The 22,157-nt window shown below is 65.0% G+C and carries 20 protein-coding genes; 6 read left to right on the top strand and 14 right to left on the bottom strand.

The window, feature by feature from the left end; translation table 11 throughout:
- Positions 1 to 88: 88 nt before the first annotated feature.
- The 5 genes from ACUJ47_RS06190 to tsaD form a co-directional block, all read right to left on the bottom strand.
- Positions 89 to 448: a response regulator gene (locus ACUJ47_RS06190; protein ID WP_445537541.1), complete on the bottom strand. Its 360-nt coding sequence runs from the start codon at positions 446 to 448 to the stop codon at positions 89 to 91.
- Positions 449 to 520: 72 nt separating this feature from the next.
- Positions 521 to 997, bottom strand: coding sequence for a hypothetical protein (locus ACUJ47_RS06185; RefSeq protein WP_445537540.1), 477 nt, complete (start codon positions 995 to 997; stop codon positions 521 to 523).
- Positions 998 to 1,062: 65 nt separating this feature from the next.
- Positions 1,063 to 2,580, bottom strand: coding sequence for a lipopolysaccharide biosynthesis protein (locus tag ACUJ47_RS06180; RefSeq protein ID WP_445537539.1), 1,518 nt, complete (start codon positions 2,578 to 2,580; stop codon positions 1,063 to 1,065).
- Positions 2,577 to 3,578: an NAD(P)H-dependent glycerol-3-phosphate dehydrogenase gene (locus tag ACUJ47_RS06175; protein WP_445537538.1), complete on the bottom strand. Its 1,002-nt coding sequence runs from the start codon at positions 3,576 to 3,578 to the stop codon at positions 2,577 to 2,579. The genes ACUJ47_RS06180 and ACUJ47_RS06175 overlap by 4 nt, the downstream gene beginning before the upstream one ends.
- Positions 3,575 to 4,621: a tRNA (adenosine(37)-N6)-threonylcarbamoyltransferase complex transferase subunit TsaD gene (tsaD, locus tag ACUJ47_RS06170; protein WP_445537537.1), complete on the bottom strand. Its 1,047-nt coding sequence runs from the start codon at positions 4,619 to 4,621 to the stop codon at positions 3,575 to 3,577. Before tsaD ends, ACUJ47_RS06175 begins: the two co-directional genes overlap by 4 nt.
- Positions 4,622 to 4,665: 44 nt before the next feature.
- On the opposite strand from tsaD, the gene hemC reads away from it, so the two are divergent.
- The 3 genes from hemC to ACUJ47_RS06155 all read left to right on the top strand — a co-directional run bounded on the left by hemC (position 4,666) and on the right by ACUJ47_RS06155 (position 7,292).
- Positions 4,666 to 5,625: a hydroxymethylbilane synthase gene (hemC, locus tag ACUJ47_RS06165; RefSeq protein ID WP_445537536.1), complete on the top strand. Its 960-nt coding sequence runs from the start codon at positions 4,666 to 4,668 to the stop codon at positions 5,623 to 5,625.
- A complete protein-coding gene (locus ACUJ47_RS06160; protein WP_445537535.1) occupies positions 5,625 to 6,299 on the top strand; it encodes a uroporphyrinogen-III synthase in 675 nt (224 codons plus the stop codon). Before hemC ends, ACUJ47_RS06160 begins: the two co-directional genes overlap by 1 nt.
- A 108-nt stretch (positions 6,300 to 6,407) precedes the next feature.
- Positions 6,408 to 7,292 carry a hypothetical protein gene (locus ACUJ47_RS06155; RefSeq protein WP_445537534.1) on the top strand — a complete coding sequence of 295 codons (885 nt, stop codon included), beginning with the start codon at positions 6,408 to 6,410 and terminating at the stop codon, positions 7,290 to 7,292.
- An 8-nt stretch (positions 7,293 to 7,300) separates the two neighbouring features.
- On the opposite strand, the gene ACUJ47_RS06150 is transcribed toward ACUJ47_RS06155, so the two are convergent.
- Complete coding sequence (locus tag ACUJ47_RS06150) at positions 7,301 to 8,515, bottom strand: FAD-dependent monooxygenase (RefSeq protein WP_445537533.1); 1,215 nt, start codon at positions 8,513 to 8,515, stop codon at positions 7,301 to 7,303.
- Between the two features lie 28 nt (positions 8,516 to 8,543).
- Between ACUJ47_RS06150 and ACUJ47_RS06145 the strand changes: the two genes are divergently transcribed.
- Positions 8,544 to 10,583, top strand: coding sequence for a protein-disulfide reductase DsbD family protein (locus tag ACUJ47_RS06145; protein ID WP_445537532.1), 2,040 nt, complete (start codon positions 8,544 to 8,546; stop codon positions 10,581 to 10,583).
- On the opposite strand, the gene ACUJ47_RS06140 is transcribed toward ACUJ47_RS06145, so the two are convergent.
- Positions 10,555 to 11,139, bottom strand: a complete 585-nt coding sequence (locus tag ACUJ47_RS06140; protein WP_445537531.1) for a hypothetical protein — start codon at positions 11,137 to 11,139, stop codon at positions 10,555 to 10,557. The genes ACUJ47_RS06145 and ACUJ47_RS06140 overlap by 29 nt on opposite strands.
- Complete coding sequence (locus ACUJ47_RS06135; RefSeq protein ID WP_445537530.1) at positions 11,115 to 12,266, bottom strand: alpha/beta hydrolase family protein; 1,152 nt, start codon at positions 12,264 to 12,266, stop codon at positions 11,115 to 11,117. The genes ACUJ47_RS06140 and ACUJ47_RS06135 overlap by 25 nt, the downstream gene beginning before the upstream one ends.
- A 53-nt stretch (positions 12,267 to 12,319) precedes the next feature.
- Between ACUJ47_RS06135 and ACUJ47_RS06130 the strand changes: the two genes are divergently transcribed.
- Positions 12,320 to 13,021 carry a VOC family protein gene (locus ACUJ47_RS06130; protein WP_445537529.1) on the top strand — a complete coding sequence of 234 codons (702 nt, stop codon included), beginning with the start codon at positions 12,320 to 12,322 and terminating at the stop codon, positions 13,019 to 13,021.
- On the opposite strand, the gene ACUJ47_RS06125 is transcribed toward ACUJ47_RS06130, so the two are convergent.
- Together ACUJ47_RS06125 and uvrB are read right to left on the bottom strand one after the other, a co-directional pair.
- Positions 13,022 to 14,521, bottom strand: a complete 1,500-nt coding sequence (locus ACUJ47_RS06125; protein ID WP_445537528.1) for a S10 family peptidase — start codon at positions 14,519 to 14,521, stop codon at positions 13,022 to 13,024.
- Positions 14,522 to 14,570: 49 nt separating this feature from the next.
- Positions 14,571 to 16,754, bottom strand: coding sequence for an excinuclease ABC subunit UvrB (gene uvrB / locus ACUJ47_RS06120; RefSeq protein WP_445537527.1), 2,184 nt, complete (start codon positions 16,752 to 16,754; stop codon positions 14,571 to 14,573).
- Positions 16,755 to 17,041: 287 nt separating this feature from the next.
- Here uvrB and ACUJ47_RS06115 point away from each other — a divergent pair, with 287 nt between their 5' ends.
- Positions 17,042 to 17,644: a response regulator transcription factor gene (locus tag ACUJ47_RS06115; protein WP_445537526.1), complete on the top strand. Its 603-nt coding sequence runs from the start codon at positions 17,042 to 17,044 to the stop codon at positions 17,642 to 17,644.
- Between the two features lie 7 nt (positions 17,645 to 17,651).
- On the opposite strand, the gene ACUJ47_RS06110 is transcribed toward ACUJ47_RS06115, so the two are convergent.
- From ACUJ47_RS06110 to ggt, 4 genes are all read right to left on the bottom strand, one after another.
- Positions 17,652 to 18,311: an extensin family protein gene (locus tag ACUJ47_RS06110; RefSeq protein WP_445537525.1), complete on the bottom strand. Its 660-nt coding sequence runs from the start codon at positions 18,309 to 18,311 to the stop codon at positions 17,652 to 17,654.
- Between the two features lie 70 nt (positions 18,312 to 18,381).
- On the bottom strand, positions 18,382 to 18,759 hold the full coding sequence (locus ACUJ47_RS06105; protein ID WP_354144222.1) for a VOC family protein: 378 nt from the start codon (positions 18,757 to 18,759) through the stop codon (positions 18,382 to 18,384).
- A gap of 1 nt (position 18,760) precedes the next feature.
- The gene (putP, locus tag ACUJ47_RS06100) at positions 18,761 to 20,221 is read right to left on the bottom strand and encodes a sodium/proline symporter PutP (protein WP_445537524.1); all 1,461 of its coding nucleotides are present in this window, start codon (positions 20,219 to 20,221) and stop codon (positions 18,761 to 18,763) included.
- Positions 20,222 to 20,280: 59 nt separating this feature from the next.
- On the bottom strand, positions 20,281 to 22,071 hold the full coding sequence (gene ggt, locus ACUJ47_RS06095) for a gamma-glutamyltransferase (RefSeq protein ID WP_445537523.1): 1,791 nt from the start codon (positions 22,069 to 22,071) through the stop codon (positions 20,281 to 20,283).
- Between the last annotated feature and the right edge of the window lie 86 nt (positions 22,072 to 22,157).

Here is a 22,157-nt window from a genome sequence, read left to right as displayed (position 1 = left end):
TGAGGCAAAGCAGCAAGGGCTCAGTAGCGGGCGCTGGCCAAGTCCGAAAGGGGATTGGCGCGTGCAGGGCAGATCGCGGCGGGAATCGTCAGGCGGTGTGCAGCACCTCGTTCACTGCGGCGATGATCTGGGCCGGCGGGCAGGGCTTGGCCAGCGTGGTCGCGCCGGGGAATTTGTCGAGCACTTCGTCGCGCGTGTAACGGCCCGAATGGAAGATGATCGGCACATGTTCGTCGGCCAGCTTGCGCGCCAGCGCATAGGCCGTGCCGTCACTCAACTGCACGTCGAGGATCGCGACATCGGGCCTGTGCTTCTTGAATGCGCGCATGGCGGAGGAAACATCGCAATGCGGGCCTTCGACATGAAAGCCGGCCTCTTCGACCGTTTCGCACAGGTCAGCGGCGATAATCCATTCGTCTTCGGCCACAAGGATGCATGGCTGTGGCATGCGCAGCTCCTTTCCCCGACCCTTTCCAAGCCAGCGAGCTTAACACAGGAATCGGCCAAATCCGGCAGGGATTCAGCCGTTCTGGCCGAACTTTGCCACGAAGCCGGATTCGTCGCCTTGACTCAGGAACTTGGCTTGCTCGACCCAGGCGTCGCGGCGGATGCGACCCTGGAATTTGCCGAGTTGCGCGTCGATTCTGTCGATCTCGGCATCGTCCCAGCGGGCAATATCGGCGAATCGGGCCACGCCCATTTCGTTCAGCATGGTCGCGATCCGGGGGCCGAGTCCCTTGATGCGGGTCAGGTCGTCGCCCGAAGTCGCTGGCTGCGATTTCGGCAGTTCGGCGGTCGCCGGATCGGCTGCGCTGCGGGGCGCGTCGATCAGGGCCTGGTTGCGCTGGGCCGGAGCGGCGCCTTCGTCGAGCACGTCGCGCCGGTCGGTGACGACCGAAGTCTTGCGGTTCGAGAGGAACAGGAACCAGCCCACCGCCAGCACGACAGCAAGGGTGGCAAGCAGATAGGGCCAATAGGTTTGGATCGTTTCAGCCATGCGTGTTCCATTCGCTCGAATTCAGGCGAGCGGCCCATAGCAGCGCGCCCGCAGGGAAGCCAAGTTTAGCTATCGGGCTTGTCGCCGCCGATATTGCGGCGGAACAGCACGCGATCCTCGGGGCCGAAGCCGCGGCGCCAGATCACCCAGCCATAGGTGCAGAGGATCAGCGGAATGCCGATGATCAGCTCGGCCCATTCGGGCATGAGCGTGGCGAGATAGCCGACCAGCACTGCCGGGGCGACCGCCCATACCAGCGGCCAGCGCCAGTTGCCTACCGGATAGCCCAGGATGCGCGCGAGCAGCCATGCCTTGACCAGGCTGGCGCTGCCGAGCGCGAGCATCAGCGCGATCGCCGCGCCCGCCGCCTTGAACGGCTCGCCATAACCCAGCCGCTCGACCAGCAGCATCGCGCCCACCGTCAGCGCGGCCTGCAGCGCGATCGTGCCGAGCGAGATCGCGAGGTTGCGCTTGCGCGCGACGTAAACCAGCGCGGCTTCGGACACGACGGCGGTCGCGGCCACCACTTCGGCCAGCAGCAGGAAAGCGAGTGCGCCGGTGCCGCCGACGAAGTTGGGGCCGACCAGCCCCATCACCGCTTCGCCCGGAATGCCCAGCGCCAGCGCGATCCCGGCCTGCGCGGCGATGATCCAGAAGCCGACCTGCCGCACCTGCGCGGCGATCGCGCCATAGTTCTTTTCCTTGAGGTTGCGCGTGATGACCGGGCCAAGGATCGGCTCGAAGCTGGTCTTTAGCTTCTGCGGCAGGCTCGCGACCTGTTGCGCGACGTAATAGATGCCGACCGCGACCGGTGCCGCAAAAAAGCCGAGTATGAAGATGTCGAGCCGCCGCGTACCCCATTCGACCGCATCGGCCACCGCCAGCGGGAATGCCCGGGCGCTCAGGCGAGCCATCTTGGCCGGGTTCGGCCTCCATCCCTTGGGTAGTCCATAGGTCCGGAAGAAGGGCCATGCCGCCGCCGCCAGCCCGGCGAAGATCGAGGCGATATAGGCCAGCGCCAGCCCGCTGTCGGACCAGGCGGTGTAAAAAAACACCCCTGCCATGATCGAGATCGTCCACGGTTCGATCACCGCGCGGGCGCGCACAGTGGTGGCGATATCGAAGCGATAGGCTTGCGCCGCCAGCAGGATCTCGGTCAGCGCATAGGCCGGGATGGCGATCACCAGCAGCTTGTCGAGTGCGGTGTAATTGCCCGAGGGGAACATCGGTGCGGGGAAGAACCACAGCACCACTGCCGCCACGGTCGACAGCATCAGCGCCAGCAGCATCCCGTCGAGCACAAGGTTGACCGGCTCATCATCCCCGTCGGTGAGGCGCTGCGCCAGCCCGCGCTTCTCGCCCATCGAGCAGATTAGCGCGATCAGTTCGATCACCACCAGTGCGCTGGCGAAGCGGCCCAGCGCATCGGCTCCGTAAAGCCGCCCGGCGATGAACAGGAACGGCAGTCGCGCGGCAAGCCGCAGCAGGAAGCCGAAGAAATTGGTGCGGCCGCCCTTGGCGAGGGCAGCGATATCGCCCTGGTCGCCTTGCGCCGGTTTTTCGGGAGTGGCCGAGGCGCTCACGCAGATTCGTCCCGCTCGGCGGTCAGCGGGCGGGCCAGCAGCTTCTCGACCACTCGCGCGGGCGCAGCACCGCCCAGCAGCATGTTGACCGCACTGACGATCGGCATGGCGATGCCGCGCTTTTCAGCGAGCTCGTGCAGCACCGGCGCGGTATGCGCGCCTTCCGCTACGGTGCGCCGGTCGGCCATCAGCGTTGCCGCGTCGCCGCCTTGGCCCAGCGCCTTGCCGAGCGAGAAATTGCGGCTCGAGGTGGAGCTGCAGGTCAGCACCAAATCGCCCAAGCCGCACAGGCCGGCGAGCGTCTCGGGCTCTGCTCCCATGGCTTCGCCGAAACGCAGCATTTCGGCATAGCCGCGCGCGATCAGCGCGGCCCGCGCGTTCTGGCCGAGCCTGAGCCCTTCCACCACGCCGCAAGCGATCGCGAGCACGTTCTTGATCGATCCGCCGATCTCGGCGCCGGTCACGTCTTCGGAGAAATAGGGGCGGAAGGCGGGCCGGGCGATGGCGGGAGCCAGCCGATCCCATTGCGCGCGTCCGCCGCTGCAGGCGAGCGTGACGGCTGTAGGCAGGCCTGCTGCGACTTCATGCGCGAAAGTCGGGCCGGAAAGCACGGCGACATCGCTGCCGGGCAGGGCTTCCTTGGCGACATCGTTCATCAACCGGCCGCTGCCCGCCTCGATCCCCTTGCTGCACAGCACGAGATCGCGCGGGGCGCTGGCCATCTTCGCCAGCACGCTGCCAAGGTGCTGTGCGGGCGTGACCGCGAGCACGATCTCTACCCCTGCGAATTCGGCAAGATCGCCGGTCGCGCGGATTGTCGGGTTGAGAGAAGCCGAGGGCAGATAGGGCGTATTGCGATGGCTGCGGTTGATCTCGTCCGCAACCTCGGGCTCAAGCGCCCACAGCAGCACATCGCGCCCGTCACTGCTCAGCATCTGCGCGAGTGCAGTGCCCCAGGCGCCGGCGCCGAGCACACCGACCGGGCGATGCGCGCTCATGCCTTCACCCCCGCGCCGCGCACCGGCGCCGCATCCGGATCGAGCGGCCAGCGCGGGCGCGCAGACACGTCGAGCGGGTCGAACTGGCCCAGTTGCAGGCGTTCGCAGCCTGCCCAGGCGATCATCGCGGCATTATCGGTACACAGTGCCATAGGCGGAGCGGTGAAGCCCATCGCGAGGCCCGATGCAAGCCGTTCCAGCGCGGTGCGGATCGTGCGGTTGGCCGCGACGCCGCCTGCCACCACCAAATTCGGGACCGGATCGATCCGTGCGAGCGCATGCGAAAGGCGATCGGTGAGGCAATCGACCGCGGCTTGCTGGAAGCTCGCAGCAATATCGGCATCGGCATGCGCCCCGCTTTCCTTGGCGCGCAGCACCGCGCTCTTGAGGCCCGCGAAGGAGAAATGCGGTTCGCTCGATCCGGCCAGCGGGCGTGGCAGCGGCACCGCGCGCGGATCGCCCGATTGCGCCAGCTTCTCGACCGCCGGGCCGCCCGGATAGCCGAGCCCCAATATCTTCGCAGTCTTGTCGAAGGCTTCGCCCAGCGCATCGTCGATCGTCGTGGCAAGGCGGCGATAGCGCCCCACGCCTTCCACCAGCAGGATCTGGCAATGCCCGCCCGACACCAGCAGGAGGAGGTAGGGGAATTCGAGTTCAGGATCGGCCAGGCGCGGGCTCAGCGCGTGGCCCTCCAGATGGTTGATCGCCATCAGCGGCGTGTCGGATGCCATCGCCAGCGCCTTGGCGGCAACCAGCCCGACCATCACTCCACCGATCAGGCCAGGGCCGGCCGTGGCGGCAATCGCGTCGCAATCGGCCAGCGTGACGCCCGCTTCCTCCATCACCGCTTCGAGCATAGGGGCGAGCCGTTCGGCATGCGCGCGCGCGGCAATTTCCGGTACCACCCCGCCATATGGCGCGTGCTCGGCATGCTGCGACGCGATCCGTTGCGCACGGATCGTCCGGTCGCTCGCGACCAGTGCCACGGCGGTTTCATCGCAGCTGGATTCTATGCCCAAGACTATGCGGGGCTTTGTGCTCATGCCGCTTTCCCTTAGAGGTTTGCGGGGTTAGAGCAAGCACCGCCATGACACAGGCTTCGCCCGCAACTCATTATCCCGACGCGCCGATTTTGCGACTGGGCACGCGCAATTCGCCATTGGCGACGGCGCAGGCGCATGAGACGCGCGACCGGCTGTGCGCGGCGCATGGATGGGATCAGGCGGCGGTCGAACTGGTCCCGGTGGTCGCCAGCGGCGACAAGGTGCTCGACCGCCCGCTTGCCGAAATCGGCGGAAAGGCGTTGTGGACCAAGGAACTCGACCAATGGCTGCATGAAGGCCGGATCGATGCCGCGGTCCATTCGATGAAGGATGTCGAGACGCTGCGCCCGCCCACGCTGGCAATCGCAGCGATATTGCCGCGCGCAGACACGGCGGACCGGCTGGTCGGGGCAGCCAGCATCGAAGAAATTCCGCATGGGGCGACGGTGGGGACCAGCGCGCCGCGCCGCGCGGCGCAGCTGCTTCATGCGCGGCCGGACTGCAAGGTGGTGACCTTTCGCGGCAATGTCGCGACCCGGCTCGGCAAGCTCGCAAATGGCGAGGCCGATTGCACCTTGCTGGCCGCCGCCGGGCTCGACCGGCTGGGCGAAGATAGCGTGGGCGCGCGGCTCGATCCCGAGCAATGGCTTCCGGCTCCGGCGCAGGGCGCAATCGGGATCGAGTGCCGCGCGGAGGACAGCGCCGCACGCGAGCTGCTTGCCGCGATCGATCACGCACCCAGCCGCCACGCGGTGATGACCGAGCGCGCCCTGCTCAACGCGCTGGGCGGAAATTGCCACAGCCCGATCGCCATGCTGACCGAAGCGGACGGCGGACAGCTGACACTGCGCTGCGCGCTGTTCAGCCCCGACGGCGCGGACCGGATCGAGGAATGCGCGAGCGGCCCTGCTGGCGAGCTGGACTGGGTTGCGGCGATGGGGGCGGGCCTCCTTGCGCGCCTCACTTCGAACATGGCGCCGCACTTCGGGCATCACGGCACTTGATGCAGGTTTTTGCCATCCGGCCCGAGCCGGGGCTTTCCTCGACCATCGCCGCCGGCGCCGCGCGCGGCCTTCCGATTGCAGGATATCCCCTCTCGGCGGTCGGGCCGTCGGGCTGGACCTTGCCCGATCTCAAATCGGTCGATGCCCTGCTGGTGGGAAGCGCGAATGCAATTCGTTTCGGCGGGGAGAAGCTGGAATCGCTTTCACACCTGCCTGTGCTGGCCGTGGGCGAGGCCACCGCCAATGCCGCGAGGCTCGCCGGATTTTCGGTCGCCGAAACCGGTTCGGGCGGGCTGCAGTCGCTGATCGATGTGCTTAGTCCGCCCTATCGCAATTTGCTGCGACTGGCCGGAGAAGACCATGTGCCGATTGATCTGCCCGATGGCGTGAATGTGATAACCCGTGTCGTCTATCGCGTGCAAAATACATATATTTCAGAGGATTTTGCTGACAGGCTGAGTAATGGCGCGGTCGTCTTGCTGCATTCGGCGGGGGCGGCCGCTCATTTCGCTTCCGAATGCGACAGGCTGGGACTGGAGCGGGACAGGATTGCGCTGGCGGCCATCGGACCGCGCGTGCTGGGCATGGTGGGAAGCGGCTGGCGCGACGTTCGCGCGGCTGCCAGCCCCTCCGATGCCGAGTTGCTGGCCTTGGCGCAGGACATGTGCCAATGAGGCGGAACAAAACATAAAGGGGTGGGGTGCCGCCACTAGGTCGCGGAACGGACGGGTATGGAATCAAGGTTTGGCAGTCGCCGCAAAGGGCCCTCGATGCGGCCCATAATGTTCGCAGTCGTGGCATCGTTCCTGCTCGGCGCGGCGCTGGTCGCCTATTACTTCTGGCCTGACGGCGAAGAGCAAACGCCAACCGAACTGGCTGCGCCGGAAGCCGGTGCCGATGCCGATATTCCCGCACTCGATGACGGTTCCGGCGTGCCCGAACCGACCCCCACCGCCATCGCCAGCGAAGCCGCTGCCGCCAGCGTCGCAGCCGCAGGCGCGGCGCAAGCGGTCGAGCGCGTGGCGGAGCAGCAGGGCGGGCTCGACCAGCGACTGGCCGCCGCCGAGCAGCGGCTGGCGCGGCTCGACCTCCAGGCCCAGGCTGCAGCGGGTAATGCCGCGCGCGCCGAAGGGCTGCTGATCGCCTTTGCTACCCGCCGCGCGGTCGAACGCGGAGCGGAGCTGGGCTATCTTGCCGACCAGTTGCGGCTGCGATTTGGCGACAGCTGGCCCAATGCTGTGCGGACCATCATCACTTTCTCGCGCGATCCGATCACGCTCGACGTGCTGCTTGCCCGGCTCGACGGGCTGGCCCCCGAACTGCGCGAGCAAAAGGGTGTCCGCTCATGGAGCGATTTGCGCCGCGAACTGGGCCAGCTTTTCGTCGTGCGGCGCGAGAGCACCCCTTCGCCGCAGCCCGAGCGGCGGCTTGAGCGCGCGCGCCAGTTCCTCGAAAGCGGCCGGATCGATTCCGCGATTGCCGAAGTGCAGAACCTGCCGGGTGCGGACAAGGCCGAGGCATGGATCGCCGATGCGCAGCGCTATTCCGCTGCGATGGATGCGCTTGAGACGATCGAAACCGCCGCAGTGCTCGATCCGGGCCGCTTGCGCGACGGTGCGGGCAATCCGGTAGAACAGCGCAGCCCGGTCGATTCGCCGGGCAACTGACGCTTGGCTCAGGCGCGTAGCAATTGCGGCGCGTCGCCCGATACGCCGCGCGCTTCGTCCATGAACCATTGCTTCAGCACGGGCATGCGCTGGACCCCGGCCATGCCGAGGCGGCGCACCGCCGATGCCGCCTTGCCCTTCAGGCCGAACAGCCGGGTCAGCCCGTCGGTTGCGCTCATCACCATCAGCGAATCGAGCGCGCGCCAGTTTTCGAAGCGCTTGAGCGCCTGCGCATCGCCGATATCGAGGCCCAGGCGGCGCGCTTCCTCCATCACTTCGACCAGCGCGCCGACATCGCGCAGCCCGAGGTTGAGCCCCTGGCCCGCGATCGGGTGCATGCCGTGTGCGGAATCGCCCACCAGCACCAGCCGCTCGCCGGTGATCCGGACGGTGTGCTGCAGGCTCAGCGGATAGGATGAGCGCGGACTGTTCAGCGTCACATCGCCCAGCAGGTCGCCCATGCGCTTGATCACTTCGTCGAGGAATGCCCGGGCCGACAGCTTGAGCACGCCGGCGGCATCCTTTTCGGAGACGGTCCAGACCAGTGCGGTGTGGTGCGTTCCGTCGGGATCGTCGAGCATGGGCAGCAGCGCAAACGGGCCGTCGGGATAGAAAATCTCCCACGCCACATTGTCATGCGGCTTGCTGTGCGTGAGCCCGACGATGATGGCGCGGTGGTGATAGTCCCACTTGGCCATCTTGAGCCCTTCTTCCTCGCGGGTGGGTGAGCGGCGGCCTTCGGCGCCCACCATCAGCGCGGCTTCGAGTACTGTGCCGTCGGCCAGCGTGGCGGAAACGCCGAATTCGCCGCGTTCGCGCGACACGACATTGGCGGGCGCGTGCCAGCCGATCAGCGGTTCTTTCGCGGCGGCTTCGAACAATGCGAGCCGCAGTTGGCGGTTGGCGAACATCCGCCCCAGCGTCCCGTCATGTGGCGCGGGCGTGAAGTCGATCCGGCCCGGCTTGAGCTGGTCGCTCACCGCGATCGAATCGATCGGGCAGCCATAGGGCTCGAGCGCACCGGCGATGCCGATATTGGTGAACAGGTTCCAGCTCGCGGTGGAGATGGCCGAGGCGCGTCCGTCAAACCCCTGGGCGGTGAGTTCCGCAGGGTCGGTGCTGTCGACCACATGGCTCGAAAAACCGCGGCGCGCGGCGGCCAAGGCCAGCGTCATGCCGACCAGCCCGCCGCCGATGATCAAAAGGTCACGCTTGTCGCTCATGGCGAAGAGCCCTAGAGCGAGCGCCACCATGCGCGCAAGCACGTTACGCATATTCAAGGCTTTCATCCTGCTGCTGATTGTCGCGCTTGCGGTGCCGCTGCGCGCGCAGGACAATAATCTGGTCGCCAGCCTGCATGCGGAAGAACCCGCGCGGGCGGGCGAAACCCTGACCCTTGCGATCCATTTCGAGCCAGTGTCGGACGAATGGCACGGCTATTGGTCCAATCCGGGCGATGCGGGGCTGGGCATGCAGCTGAACTGGGCATTGCCCGAAGGCTGGCAGGCTGGCGAGCCGCTTTACCCTGTGCCGCAGACCCTGCGCATCAGCGGGCTGATGAATCATGTCTACAAAGGCGCCTATTCGGTCCTCGTGCCGGTGTCGGTGCCCGAAGGCTTTGCAGCGTCGGGCCCGGTCCCGATCGCGGTCGAGGGGCAATGGCTGGCATGCACCGATGCGATCTGCGTTCCAGAACAGGCGCGCATGACAGCGCTGGTGCAGACCGATCCCGCGTTCTTCATAGCGGATGAGCGCTTTCCGATCTGGCGCGCGGCGATCGCTCCGCCGCTTGACCGCAAGGGACGCTATGAGATCGCAGGAAATCTGCTGCGGCTGGCCATTCCCATTCCCGCTGCGATGCAGCTCGATGCGCCGCATGTGTTCATGCGGACCGAGCGACTGGTCGATTATGCCGCCGCACAGGTTTTCCGCCGCAATGGCGACATGCTGGTCGCCGAAATCCAGCTCAAGGGCGGGGCCGAGCCTGAAGCCGTCGAAGGCATCCTTGCGCTTGGAGGGGGCAATGGCATTCGTTTCGAAGCGCTGCCGGGCGAAGTGCCCGGCGGCGGCACGCTGGTTTCGGGGCAGGGCGATGCCGCGCCTCCGGTGTGGGCGCTGCTGATCGGCGCGCTGCTGGGCGGGTTGCTGCTCAACGTGATGCCTTGCGTCTTCCCGATCCTCAGCATCAAGGCGCTCAGCCTTGCGCGCGCGGGCGAAAGCCAGGCGCAGGCCCGGCGCGAGGGCATTGCCTATACCGCCGGTGTCGTGCTCGCTTGCATGGCGCTGGGCGCGACCATGCTGGCGCTGCGTGCGGCGGGCACTCAGGTCGGCTGGGCCTTCCAGCTTCAGGAACCGGGAGTCGTGGTGTTCCTGCTGGTGCTGGCTGCTGCAATCACCGCCAATTTCGCGGGGCTTTTCGAACTGCCTTCGCTCTCGTTCACCCGCAGCGGGGAACCTGCCAGCGCCTTTGCCACCGGCCTACTTGCGGCCTTTGTCGCGACGCCTTGCACCGGGCCGTTCATGGCCGTGGCGCTGGGTGCGGCGCTGTTGCTGCCGCCCGTGCAAGCGCTGCTGCTGTTCGCCGCGCTGGGGCTGGGACTGGCGCTGCCCTTCCTCCTGATCGGCTTCGTACCCGCGTTGCGGGGAATGTTGCCCCGGCCCGGCCCGTGGATGGACCGCTTCCGCAAGGCGATGGCGTTGCCGATGGGGCTAACCGCGCTGGCGCTGGTGTGGCTCACCGCGCGGCTCGGCGGCCAAGGCTTCGCCATGTTCGCGCTGGTTACGACCGCTGGCGTAATCATGGCGCTGATGGTGACGGGGCGGCTGCAGAAGCGCGGCAAGATGGCCTGGCCCGCCTTCGGGCTGATCGCTGCGCCCTTCCTGATCTTCGGCGCATTTGCGCTGCCGTCGAGTTATGCAGAACAGGAATCGGGCACTGCGCAATCGATCCTTGCTCCGCGCGAGTTCAGCGCGGCTACACTCGCCGAAGCGCGCGCCAGCGGCAAGCCGGTGTTCGTGTGGTTCACGGCCGACTGGTGCGTGACCTGCAAGGTCAATGAAGGCGTCGCAATCGAGCGCGAGGCAACCAAGGCTGCCTTCGACAAGGCGGGTGTGATCCCGATGGTGGGCGACTGGACCCGAAGGGACGCGGAAATCAGCACCTTCCTGACCGAACAGGGTGCCGCGGGCGTGCCGCTCTATCTGTGGTACGAGCCCGGCGCCGAGGCCGAGCAGCTACCGCAGGTGCTCACCGCCGACATGCTTATTGATCGGGCGCAGCGCTCTCGTTAGCCTGATCGATGGGTTCGGCTGCAGCGCGGCAAGCCTCGATTAGCTCGCCCGGGCGCGAACTGCGGTTGAGTACCAGCCTGCCGGCGCCCGGGATCGTCACCCCCACTTCGCGCGACCCGGTAAGCACTTCGAGCTTCGGGTCAGAGGCGGGGATGTCACCTTGCCAGATCGATGCGCCGTCAACTTCGGTCGCATCGACCGGAATGCGCGAGACATGGCCGTTGCCGATCAGAGCGGCGAAGGCCAGTGCCCCCTCGTCGGCGATAGCGAAGCGGGTCAGGCGAATGCTCGGCTGCCCGTTGGCTTCACCGCATGCCAGCGCCATCAGCGGCGGCTCGCCGGGAATGCCATAGAGGATGCGGCCCGCCGTTTGGCTGTCCGCCCACACCGCGCCTTCGGTTTCGGGCGAGTCGATCGGCTCGGACGGGCTCACCGGTGCAGCCGCTTCGCTCGCGGCGATATCGGCATCGGTCGGCGGCGGCTTGCATCCGGCCAGCGCCAGCACAGGCAAGAGCAGCAGGAAATGGCGCATCAATCGAACTTTCGCGAAAGCCATTCGGAACAGATTTCGACCGCTTGCGGCAAAAGGTCGGGCCGTTCGATGTAGTAATGATCCGCCCCCACGACGTCGTGATATTCCTTGTCTGCATGGCCCACCGCATCGAACAGCCGCTGCGCATGGCTGGGGGTGCAGGCAAGATCGGCGGTGTTGTTGATCACCAGCACCGGGCAGGAAATCCGTGATGCATTGCCCAGCCCGTCGGCATTGGTGGTGTCATGGCCCCATTGCGAGAGCCAGCTCCTGAGCGTGCAGAAACGCGCCAGCGCGACCGGCCCGTCATTGGCGACCTTGGGATCGCCGAGATAGCATTCATGCGGGCGCCGGTCGGATGCGTCTTGCGTGGGATCGGTCCAGCGCACATCGGCCATGGTTCCGTGGACCACGAAGCCGCGTTCGGCATTGGGCTGGCCCGACGCCTTCAGCTCCTCCAACTGGCCCTTTACCCAGTCGGTGATGCGGCGGTTGCGCGCCACCTGCGCCGCGCGGAAACGGGCAACGAATTCCTCCGTATAGGGCGGCTGGTTCGGATTGGCCGGATCGTAGATATTGAGTTCGGGATCGCGCTCGAACGGGCGCGTCTCGTCGGTGATCGACGGGTCGATCCACTCGGTGAGCGTGATCGCGCGGCTGATATGCGCTGCGAGCAGCATGATGCCGTCGACCGGCGGCAATTTGAGCGCGGCAATGTCAAAGGGATCGCCCGCGGGCGTGTGGGTGATCGTAGGGTTCTCCGCCTGGTCCTGGTAGAATAACGAGAGCGACCCGCCGCCCGACCAGCCGCCCAGCACGATCTTCTCATAGCCGAAGCGCGCCTTGGCGTTCTTGATCGCCGCACCGAGGTCGGAGATGCACTTTTCCATGACCAGCGCGCTGTCGTTCCCCCGATAGCGCGTGTTCACATAGATCACGTCCTGCCCGGCGCGGGCCAGCGCGCTCACCAGCGGCAGGAAGGATCCGCCGCCGATCGGATGGCTAAACACGATGGCTCTTTTGGCAGGCTCTTCGCTTGCGGCAATCCGCATGCATTCGACGAAAACCATGCCGGAAGTTCCGCCATAGACGTCCTTGAAGCCGCTTTCTTCCTTGTAGACTACACCATAGGGCTGGCGAATTGGCATCATGTCAGGCATCCTCCCGCTGACACGGGGTTAGACCGAGGGCGAGGAGAAGCGCAATGAGCGTAAATGTGCATCCCACCGGTATTCATCATCTGGCGGTGATGACCGGGGACATGAAGAGCCAGATCGAATTCTTCAGCGATGTGCTGGGGTGCCGGTTGGTCGCGATCTTCGATATGCATGGCGTGCCGGGCGGTATCCATGCCTTCCTCGAACTGTCCGAAGATTGCCAGTTCAGCCTGGTCCAGCTGCCCGAGACTGCGGGCGTGGAAACGGTAATCGGCCAGACCCATGCGGGTTGGGGCGGGGGCAATGCCGCGCCGGGCACGATGCAGCACCTGGCGTTCAAGGCCGACAGCCGCGAAGACCTGATCGCGCTGCGCGACCGCATCCGCAGCCGCGGAGTGAACGTCTATGGCCCGATCGACCACGGCATGTGCCAGTCGATCTATTTCGCCGGGCCGGAAAATCTGACGCTCGAAGTGGCATGGTCGGACAGCGCGATCGAGCCTGCGCGCTGGCTTGACGCCAGTGCCGCAGCCAAGGTCGGGATCGATGCGGATGACATGGCCGCCTATTCCGCACCCAAGGCCTATGCGGGCGAGGGTGGGGCGGTGCCGCAGCCGCCCTATGACCCGGCGAAGCCGCACCAGGCGATGGACCTCGACCGTTACAAGCAGGTGCTGGCCCTGCCAGACGAAGTGCTCTGGCAGATGGCCAGCTATCCCGAGCCTCCGGTCAAGGAAGCTGCCGAATAATCAGCGCGACTGGATGAACTCGCGGACGTCGGCCGACAGCTTCTGCCGGTCTTCGTCGCGCACATACATCATGTGGCCCGAATCATAGTAAGTGAACTTGACGCGGTCCTGCGGAATGCCGGTGCGGGTCAGCGAGTATTCCGCCGCGAAGAAGGGCGTGGCGAAATCGTACCAGCCTTGCGCCACCAGGAGGCGCAGCCCCGAATTCTCGCGCATCGCCTTGCCCAGATAGGGCGCAACGTTGAGATAGGCATTGGTGTCCCGCCCGCCCCGCAGGCGCCAATCCCAGTCGCGGACCCCGCCGATCGTCGAGTAATTGCGCTCGGTCGAATAGCCGATCGTGTCGCGGAAATAGCTGTTGGCGGCGGCGGTGTAGCCGCCGTCGATGCCGTAGAAGCTCGGATCGTTGTCCGGCCCTTCGCCGGCATTGTCATAGTCCTTGCCGGTGTAGCGGCTGTCGAGCCGGCCGACGGTGAGCCCGCGATCGCGCAGCAGCTCCTTGTAGAAGCGATAGGGCGTCACGCGCAGGTCGGCATTCTCGAGATATTGCTCGGACAGGCCGGTGAAGCGGGCAAGTTCCTTGCGGACAGCGGTGCGTTCCTCGGTGCTGGCCATCTGCCCCTTGAGCAGGAATGCGCCATAGGCGCCGATCGCGAAACGGCGCGCGTCCTCGACGAACGCTTCGACCGAAGGCGCACTGGCCTTGCCATGATAGAGCGCGGTTGCGGCATAGCTCGGCAGGTTTGTGATGTAGCTGAGCTCGTTTCCTTCGGTATCCGCTCCCGCACCGAAGTCGAGCACGGTCGAAATCAGGATCACGCCGTTGAGCGCGACGTCGTTATACCCGCCCTCAAGCTCGTTCACGACCGCGGCTGAGCGCGTGGTGCCGTAGCTTTCGCCGCCGAGGAACTTGGGGCTGTTCCAGCGGCCGTTCTCGGACAGCCACTGGCGGATCACCTGTGCGACCGACTTGGCGTCCTGCGTCACGCCCCAATAGTCCTTGGGATCGGTATCGCCGATCGTGTGCGACCAGCCCGTGCCGACCGGATCGATGAAGACGAGGTCGGTAACGTCGAGGATCGAATCTGGATTGTCGAGCAGCGGGTAGGGCGGGCCGCTGTCATCGCGCGCATCGGAGGGGATAGCGACACGCTTGGGTCCGAAAGCGCCCATTTGCAGCCAGAGCGAGGCCGAACCCGGCCCGCCGTTGAACAGGAAGGTTACCGGCCGATTGGGATTGCGCGGTTCCGCGACATAAGACGTCGTGACGATCGCCGCCTTGGGCGTGCCCTTGTCATCCTTGAGCACCTGCTCCTGGATCGTCGCGGTGTAGCTGACGCTCTTGCCGCCGAAATTGCCGGTGAAGCGCTTGGATGCCGAGTTCGGCGTGTAGGCGCCGGGAGCGCTCTTCGCGTCAGCCTCCTTCTCGGCATGCACAGCGGCAGGGAGCGGGACGAGCGAAGCGGCTGCAAGCGCCGCGAGCATCTTTTTGTTGATCATGCGACTCTAGCTATTTCAAGCCGGACCGCGACGCAATCGCGAGCTCGCGTCAGCGCATTTTTCGCTGCGTTTTGCCGTAGCGCATCTTGCGCGTGCCCGGCCGCCCTTCGGTCGACTTGCCTCTGATCGGCGCGAATTTCTCGCCGTCCGACAGCCCCAGCTCTTCGTTTTCGAGCCTGCGAATCTCGTCGCGCAATCGCCCGGCTTCCTCGAATTCGAGATCGGCGGCGGCGGCACGCATGCGCTTCTCGAGATCCTCGATGTAGGAGCGCAAATTGTGCCCGACGAGGTTGTTGCGCTCTTCGTCGCCCGTGTCGACTGTCACCCCGTCCTGCGATGCGGTATGCGCCACGATATCGGCGATCGCGCGCTTGATAGTCTGCGGAGTGATGCCGTGCGCTTCGTTATACTCGCGCTGCTTTTCGCGGCGGCGCTCGGTCTCTGCCATGGCGCGCTCCATGCTGCCGGTGACGCGATCGGCATAGAGGATCACGCGGCCATCGACATTGCGCGCGGCGCGGCCAATCGTCTGGATGAGCGAAGTTTCGGAGCGCAAGAAGCCTTCCTTGTCGGCGTCGAGGATGCAGACCAGGCCGCATTCGGGGATGTCGAGCCCTTCGCGCAGCAGGTTGATCCCCACCAGCACATCATAAACGCCAAGGCGCAGATCGCGGATCAGTTCGATGCGTTCGAGCGTCTCCACGTCCGAGTGCATGTAGCGCACCTTGACGCCCGCTTCATGCATGAACTCGGTCAAATCCTCCGCCATGCGTTTGGTCAGGGTGGTGACGAGAGTGCGGTAGCCGAGCTTGGCGGTTTTCTTGCACTCCTCGATGCAGTCCTGCACCTGGTCCTCGACCGGGCGGATTTCGACCGGCGGATCGATCAAGCCGGTAGGGCGGATAACCTGCTCGGCGAAGACGCCGCCGGTCTGCTCCATTTCCCAGCCGCCGGGCGTCGCTGAAACGGCGATGGTCTGCGGGCGCATCGCATCCCATTCGTTGAAGCGCAGCGGGCGGTTGTCGATGCAGCTCGGCAGGCGGAAGCCATATTCGGCCAGCGTGATTTTGCGCCGATGGTCGCCGCGAGCCATCGCGCCGATCTGCGGCACCGTCTGGTGGCTTTCGTCGACGAACAGCAGTGCATTTTCCGGCAGATATTCGAACAGGGTCGGCGGCGGCTCGCCCGGCAGGCGCCCGGTGAGGAAGCGCGAGTAATTCTCGATCCCTGCACAACTGCCGGTTGCGGCAATCATCTCGAGATCGAAATTGGTGCGCTGCTCCAGTCGTTGCGCTTCGAGCAGCCGACCCTCTTCATGCAGTTCCTTGAGCCGTTCCTGCAGTTCGAATTTGATTGCTTCGGTGGCCTGCTTCATCGTCGGGCCGGGGGTGACATAGTGCGAGTTCGCATAGACGCGAACTTTTTCGAGAGTCGCGCCCTTCTTGCCGGTGAGCGGGTCGAATTCGGCGATCTCCTCGATCTCGTCGCCGAAGAAGCTGATGCGCCAGGCCATGTCTTCATAGTGGCTGGGGAACAGCTCCAGATTGTCTCCGCGCACGCGGAAGCTGCCGCGCGCGAAGGCGGTGTCGTTGCGTTTGTATTGCAGGGCAACGAGCTTGCGGATCAGTTCGCGCTGGTCGACCGTGCTGCCTGCCTTGATGTCGAACACCATGGCCGAATAGGTCTCGACCGAGCCGATGCCATAGAGGCAGCTCACCGATGCGACGATGATCACGTCATCACGTTCGAGCAAGGCGCGCGTGGCCGAGTGGCGCATCCGGTCGATCGCTTCGTTCACCGAGCTTTCCTTCTCGATGTATGTATCGCTGCGCGGGACGTAGGCTTCGGGCTGGTAGTAGTCGTAATAGGATACGAAATACTCGACCGCATTCTCCGGGAAGAAGCTCTTGAATTCGCCATAGAGCTGCGCGGCGAGGATCTTGTTCGGCGCCAGCACCAGCGCGGGCCGCTGCATTTGCTCGATCACCTTGGCCATGGTGAAGGTCTTGCCGCTGCCGGTTACGCCCAGCAGCACCTGCGTCTGTTCGCCTTCGCTTGCCGCACCGACCAGTTCGGCGATCGCGGTCGGCTGGTCGCCGCTGGGCTCATAGTCCGAAATCAGCTTGAACGGCCTTCCGCCATCGGCCTTTTCCGGGCGTGCAGGCTTGTGCGGGATAAACTCGCCGCTGGTGTCGGGTTCTTCCAGCCCGCGCCTGATCACCAATTCCGCCATGTGCGAACATATGGGGCACAAATGCCGTGACCGCAACGGCGCTTTGGCCGATTTCAGTCCAGTTGAAGATCGGCTCTGGCTGCCTGTTTGCGTCCTGGGGTTTATCCGCTTTCGGGATTTCTGGGCGATCTGTGAAAATACAGGAAGGAAAATTGTCTATATCTGGTCGATAATGGATGAGTATTTGCAAATGAAATTATGATAAATTTCAGGTTTTCAGGGATATTGGTACGAATTCGGACCCGATCAGACGTGATTGAGTTCTATTTTTTGCCCAGAATCGGTGCATGGCAACGAAACCAACGCTCCACTATATCGAACCATCGAGCCGCTCTCGCGCCGAGTTCTCTCGCCTAGCATTCGGCCTGGGCCATCATTGCGAAGTCTATGGCACGCTCGAAGAATTGGCCGACCATCCGCCGCGCAGCGGGATCATAATCGCGCGCGACGGGGAAGGCGAGAGGAGCGTTGGCGCGATACTCGAACGGCTGGCGGCGCTGGGCGTTTCGCTCCCTCTCATCGCGGTCGATGAAGAACCCCGGTCGGACCAGATCGTCACGGCAATCAAGTCAGGCGCGCTCGATTATCTTACGTTGCCGTTCGATCCAACGGGGCTTGAAGAGTGCCTGGCGCGCGTTTCCGATGAAATCGAAGCCTATTGCGAGGCGCGCAGGCGCATGATCGAAGCCCGCAGTCGCATTGCCAACCTCTCCAATCGAGAGCGCGAAGTTCTGGACTGGCTGGCGCAGGGCAGCAGCAACAAGACCATCGCACGCGAACTGGAGATCAGCCCGCGCACGGTCGAAATCCACCGCGCCAACATGATGACCAAACTGGGTGCCACGCACCCCGCCGATGCAGTGCGACTGAAAATCGAAGCGCGGCTCTAGGCCAGCTTTAGCGGCAGAAGCTTCCGCCGCCGATTTCGAGATGCAGATGGTCGCGATGCGCCGCGTTGTAGTCCGGCCCCAGCACCGTGCCGAAACGCTTGCACGCGCTTTGATGCACGACACGCAGGAATTCGCGTTCCTCGCGGCTGTCTCCGGACCAGTCGCCCAACACGCTGATGCGGCGCCCGTCGGCGAGGATGAAAGCGGCGATATCGATTGCTTCGGCGCGGGAATGCGCCGAGCGGCGCTCAGTGCCGGCGACATTGCGGCAGACATAGCTCCCCATGGTCTCGATCCGTTCGATCGGGCTGCCGAGGATCTGCCGTGCGGCACGGTCGACGCCAAAGCGGGCCCATGCGGCAAAGGCCTGAGCTGTGGCGCATTCGACCGGGCCGATATTGCTGATTCCCAATTGTGTCCGGTCGCCGCGAACGGCGGAAAGCTGCACCGCGCCGGTCACCGCGCATCCCGGCCCGTCAAAGCGGTCAGGCAAGGGCGAAAAGCGCGAACCCGCGTCGCTCAGGCCCGCAAGGCACATCTGCGCGTCAGGGCTGATCGCGACGGGGCGGGGTGCCGATTGCGGGCTGCGCGTGGGCCCGCTGGGCACCGCGCCGCAAGCTGCCAGCGTGGCGGTTGCGAGAGCAAGGAAGATCGCGCGTCGAAACATGCCGCGGAGTGTGCGAAATCGTGCTTAATAAAAGGTAAAGATGCTGCCCGCGAAGCGCGGGCCCGGCGCATTATTCGGGCAGTTCGTCTGCCACCTGTTCCCACAACTCGATCTTCACCCCGTCAGGGTCGAGCAGCCAGGCGAATTTGCCATAGCCCTCGTCAATGCTGTCTAGGATCTTCACCCCGCGCTTCTTCAGGACTTTGACGAAGCCGTCGAGGTCGTCGACCCGCAAATTGATCATGAAGCCGCCCTTGCCGGGCTTCACATAGGTATCGTCGGCGAACTGGCTGATCAGCGAATAGGGATTGGCCTTGGGCTCATCGGCCCAGGCGAGCTGTGGGCCATAGGGGCCGTCGATCCCCAGCTTCTCGCGATACCAGGCGCGCGTCGCCTCCGGGTCCTTCACGACATAGAACACGCCGCCCAAGCCGGTCACACGCGCCATTTCAACTCTCCTTCGATGTCATCCGGCTCACTGCAACGATGGCGATCCATGCCGCGATGAAACCCGGAATGATCTCGTAAACCCCGGGGCCGCCCATGAAGACTGCGTTCCAGCCCAGCGCAATCCAGCCGATCACGACACTCGCGCCCGTCACCAGGCCCGCCACCGCGCCCGCACCGGTCATCCGGCCCCATGTCAGCGCCAGCACGATCAGCGGGCCGAAGGCGGCGCCAAATCCGGCCCATGCGTTCGACACCAGCCCCAGCACCTGGCTGTCGGGGTCGCTCGCGATCACGATGGCGGCGAGCGCGACCAGCGCCACGCAAATGCGGCCCACGTTCACCGCTTCGCGCTCGCTGCAGTTCTTGCGCAGGAACAGGCGGTAGAAATCCTCGGTCAGCGAGGATGAAGCGACCAGCAGCTGCGAGCTGATCGTGCTCATGATTGCGGCCAACAGGGCGGCAAGCAGGAAGCCGGTCACCAAGGGTGTGAAGAGCAAATTGGCAAGCACGATGAAGATGGTTTCGGGATCTTCGAGCACCAGCCCGTTGCGTTCGACATAGGCCCGGCCTGCGAGCCCGATCCCGATCGCGCCGATGAGGCAAACCGCCATCCAGCTCATGCCGATATTCCGTGCCGTGGGGACGTCCGCCACGCTCCGCACAGCCATGAAGCGCACGATGATATGCGGCTGGCCGAAATAGCCGAGGCCCCATGTCACCGCCGAGAGGAACCCGATGAAGGTCAGCCCGTGGGTGAGGCTGAGGAAGCCTTCCTGCGGCACCGCGACGAGCGAGGCACCGGCGGTTCCGCCGGGTCCGAACATCACGACCAGAGGCATCACCACCAGCGCCGTCACCATGATCAGGCCCTGCACGAAATCGGTCAGGCTCACCGCCAGGAAGCCGCCCACCATCGTATAGGCCAGCACCACGCCCGCTGTGATCCAGATGCCCAGCATGTAGTCGCTCATGCCGATATCGCCGAACAATCCGGCGAAAGTCGTCGCGAACAGCTTGCCGCCGCCCACCAGCCCGGCCGAGGTATAGACCGCGAAGAAGACGACGATCACCACCGCCGACACGAGCCGCAAGGCGATCGCCTTGTCGGGGAAGCGGTTGGCGAGGAATTCGGGGATAGTGAGCGCATTGCCGAGCGTCTCGGTCTGTTCGCGCAGGCGCGGCGCAACCACGATCCAATTGACCAGCGCGCCCACGAACAGGCCGATCCCGATCCATGCCTCGACCAGCCCTGCGGCATAGAGCGCGCCCGGCAACCCCAGCAGCAACCAGCCCGACATGTCCGAAGCGCCTGCACTGAGCGCGGCCACCGCAGGGGGGAGGTTGCGCCCGGCGAGCAAATATCCCTCGCTATCGGCAGTCGAGCGGCGCCAGGCATAGAAGCCGATCGCGAGCATGAGGGCGAAGTAGAGCGCGAGCGCGATCAGGGTTCCGGTCTGCATCGGTCGGGAATTATCAGGCCGCAGCCACGCTGGCTACTGCGATAGCGGGGGCTACCGCCTCAGTATCCCTGTGCCTGCCCGTCCTTGCGCATCTCGGTCGCGCCGGTCAGCACGCCGGTTTCAGGGTCGCGCGCGATCGCCTGATACCCGCCGAACATGATGCCATTGTCGATGACTTCGACCTTGTGGCCCATTTTCTTCAGCGCTTCGACAGTCGCTGCCGGGATGCCCGGCTCGACGAACAAAGTGCCGAGCGGATCGGCCGAGGGGCCGCTGGTGGCTTCGGTCGGCTGGCGGCCGCCATCGTGGTTGAGCCGCGCGGCGTCGCCCGCTTCCTGCAAATTCATGCCGTAATCGACGAGGTTGATCAGCACCTGCACATGGCCCTGCGGCTGCATCCCGCCGCCCATAAGGCCCAACGTCATATAGGGCTTGCCGTCTTTCTTCACGAAGGCCGGGATGATGGTGTGGAACGGGCGCTTGCCCGGCGCATAGGCGTTGGCATGCGCGGGATCGAGGCTGTAGAGTTCGCCGCGATCCTGGAACATGAAGCCCATGCCGTCAGGCGTAAGCCCGCCGCCCATCCCGCGATAGTTCGACTGGATCAGGCTGACCATCAGCCCGTCGCCATCGACCACGGTCATGTAGGTCGTGTCGCCCGGCCCCTCCAGCTTGGGCTCGCCCGGCCCGAATTCGGGCGTGGCTTTGTCCGGATCGATCAGCTCGAAGCGCGCCTTGCCATATTCGTCGCTCAGCAATTCCATCGGGAAGGGCGCATAGTCCGGATCGGCGTAGAATTTCGCGACATCGGCATAGGCGATCCGCTTGGCTTCGGTGATGTAATGGATCACTTCGGGGCTGCCGCGTTCCCATTGCGCCAGATCGACATTCTTGAGGATATTGACCATCTGCAGCGCGGCAAAGCCCTGCGTGTTGGGCGGCAGTTCGCAAAGCTCATAGCCCTTGCGATAATGCACGCAGGCGGGGTCGACCCATTCGCTGCGATGCTCGGCGAAATCCTCCAGCGTGAAGGCCGATCCCTGGCGCTGCAGGTAGTCGACCATGATCTTCGTGCTTTCGCCGCGATAGAATTCGTCACGGCCGTTCTGCGCGATCCGCTCGAGCGTATTGGCAAGGTCGGGATTCTTGAAGATCTCGCCAGCCTCGGGCGCACCATTGGCGAACCAGGTGGCGCGGGCATTGCTGAAATCGAACTTGCTGGAATTGCGCTCGAAATTGCGTAGCGCACTCGCCAGATACATTCCGATGACGGGTGCAACGGGATGCCCCTCGCGCGCGTATTTGATGGTCGGCGCCAGCACATCGGCCATCGGCAATTGGCCGAAGCGGTTGTGCATTTCGAACCAGCCATCGACCGTGCCGGGGATAGTGATCGGCAGGGGGCCGAAGGCCGGGAGGCTGTCCGCTCCGCCGAGCTTTTCCTTGAGCTGTTCGAGCGTCTGGTTCTTCGGCGAATGGCCCGAACCATTGAGGCCATAGAGCTTGTCGGTCTTGGGATCGTAGATGATCACGAAGATGTCGCCGCCGATCCCGTTGCCGGTCGGCTCCATCAAGCCCAGCGCGGCATTGGCCGCTATCGCTGCATCGACCGCATTGCCGCCCGCCTTGAGGATATCGAGCGCGATCTGGGTCGCCAGCGGATGCGCGGTTGCCGCCATGCCGTGCTGCGCATGGACCGGGCTGCGCGACCAGTCCGCGCCGATGGGCCGGCCACCGGCGCCGATCTGCTCGGCTACGGGGCGGGCGGAGGCATGGTCGTCCGCTGCGAGGGGCGTGGCGAGCGCAAGGCTGGCGATAGTTGCAGCAAGAGCGGCGAAGGTACGCTTCATGGACGACTCCGGGAACCTGTTCGGGCCGGAGGACTAGGGCGCAGCAACCGCACCCGCAAGCCTTTCGGCTAGCGGGGCAGCGTCAT

The organism is Altererythrobacter sp. Z27 (assembly GCF_052683155.1).
This window is presented reverse-complemented; position numbering and strand designations above follow the sequence as displayed.

Coding starts and splice junctions, on each gene's coding strand:
- ACUJ47_RS06190 (WP_445537541.1), bottom strand. CDS start 448: ATGCCACAGCCATGCATCCTTGTGGCCGAAGACGAATGGATTATCGCC.
- ACUJ47_RS06185 (WP_445537540.1), bottom strand. CDS start 997: ATGGCTGAAACGATCCAAACCTATTGGCCCTATCTGCTTGCCACCCTT.
- ACUJ47_RS06175 (WP_445537538.1), bottom strand. CDS start 3,578: ATGAGCGCGCATCGCCCGGTCGGTGTGCTCGGCGCCGGCGCCTGGGGC.
- tsaD (WP_445537537.1), bottom strand. CDS start 4,621: ATGAGCACAAAGCCCCGCATAGTCTTGGGCATAGAATCCAGCTGCGAT.
- hemC (WP_445537536.1), top strand. CDS start 4,666: ATGACACAGGCTTCGCCCGCAACTCATTATCCCGACGCGCCGATTTTG.
- ACUJ47_RS06160 (WP_445537535.1), top strand. CDS start 5,625: ATGCAGGTTTTTGCCATCCGGCCCGAGCCGGGGCTTTCCTCGACCATC.
- ACUJ47_RS06155 (WP_445537534.1), top strand. CDS start 6,408: ATGTTCGCAGTCGTGGCATCGTTCCTGCTCGGCGCGGCGCTGGTCGCC.
- ACUJ47_RS06150 (WP_445537533.1), bottom strand. CDS start 8,515: ATGAGCGACAAGCGTGACCTTTTGATCATCGGCGGCGGGCTGGTCGGC.
- ACUJ47_RS06145 (WP_445537532.1), top strand. CDS start 8,544: ATGCGCGCAAGCACGTTACGCATATTCAAGGCTTTCATCCTGCTGCTG.
- ACUJ47_RS06140 (WP_445537531.1), bottom strand. CDS start 11,139: ATGGCTTTCGCGAAAGTTCGATTGATGCGCCATTTCCTGCTGCTCTTG.
- ACUJ47_RS06135 (WP_445537530.1), bottom strand. CDS start 12,266: ATGATGCCAATTCGCCAGCCCTATGGTGTAGTCTACAAGGAAGAAAGC.
- ACUJ47_RS06130 (WP_445537529.1), top strand. CDS start 12,320: ATGAGCGTAAATGTGCATCCCACCGGTATTCATCATCTGGCGGTGATG.
- ACUJ47_RS06125 (WP_445537528.1), bottom strand. CDS start 14,521: ATGATCAACAAAAAGATGCTCGCGGCGCTTGCAGCCGCTTCGCTCGTC.
- uvrB (WP_445537527.1), bottom strand. CDS start 16,754: ATGGCGGAATTGGTGATCAGGCGCGGGCTGGAAGAACCCGACACCAGC.
- ACUJ47_RS06115 (WP_445537526.1), top strand. CDS start 17,042: ATGGCAACGAAACCAACGCTCCACTATATCGAACCATCGAGCCGCTCT.
- ACUJ47_RS06110 (WP_445537525.1), bottom strand. CDS start 18,311: ATGTTTCGACGCGCGATCTTCCTTGCTCTCGCAACCGCCACGCTGGCA.
- ACUJ47_RS06105 (WP_354144222.1), bottom strand. CDS start 18,759: ATGGCGCGTGTGACCGGCTTGGGCGGCGTGTTCTATGTCGTGAAGGAC.
- putP (WP_445537524.1), bottom strand. CDS start 20,221: ATGCAGACCGGAACCCTGATCGCGCTCGCGCTCTACTTCGCCCTCATG.
- ggt (WP_445537523.1), bottom strand. CDS start 22,071: ATGAAGCGTACCTTCGCCGCTCTTGCTGCAACTATCGCCAGCCTTGCG.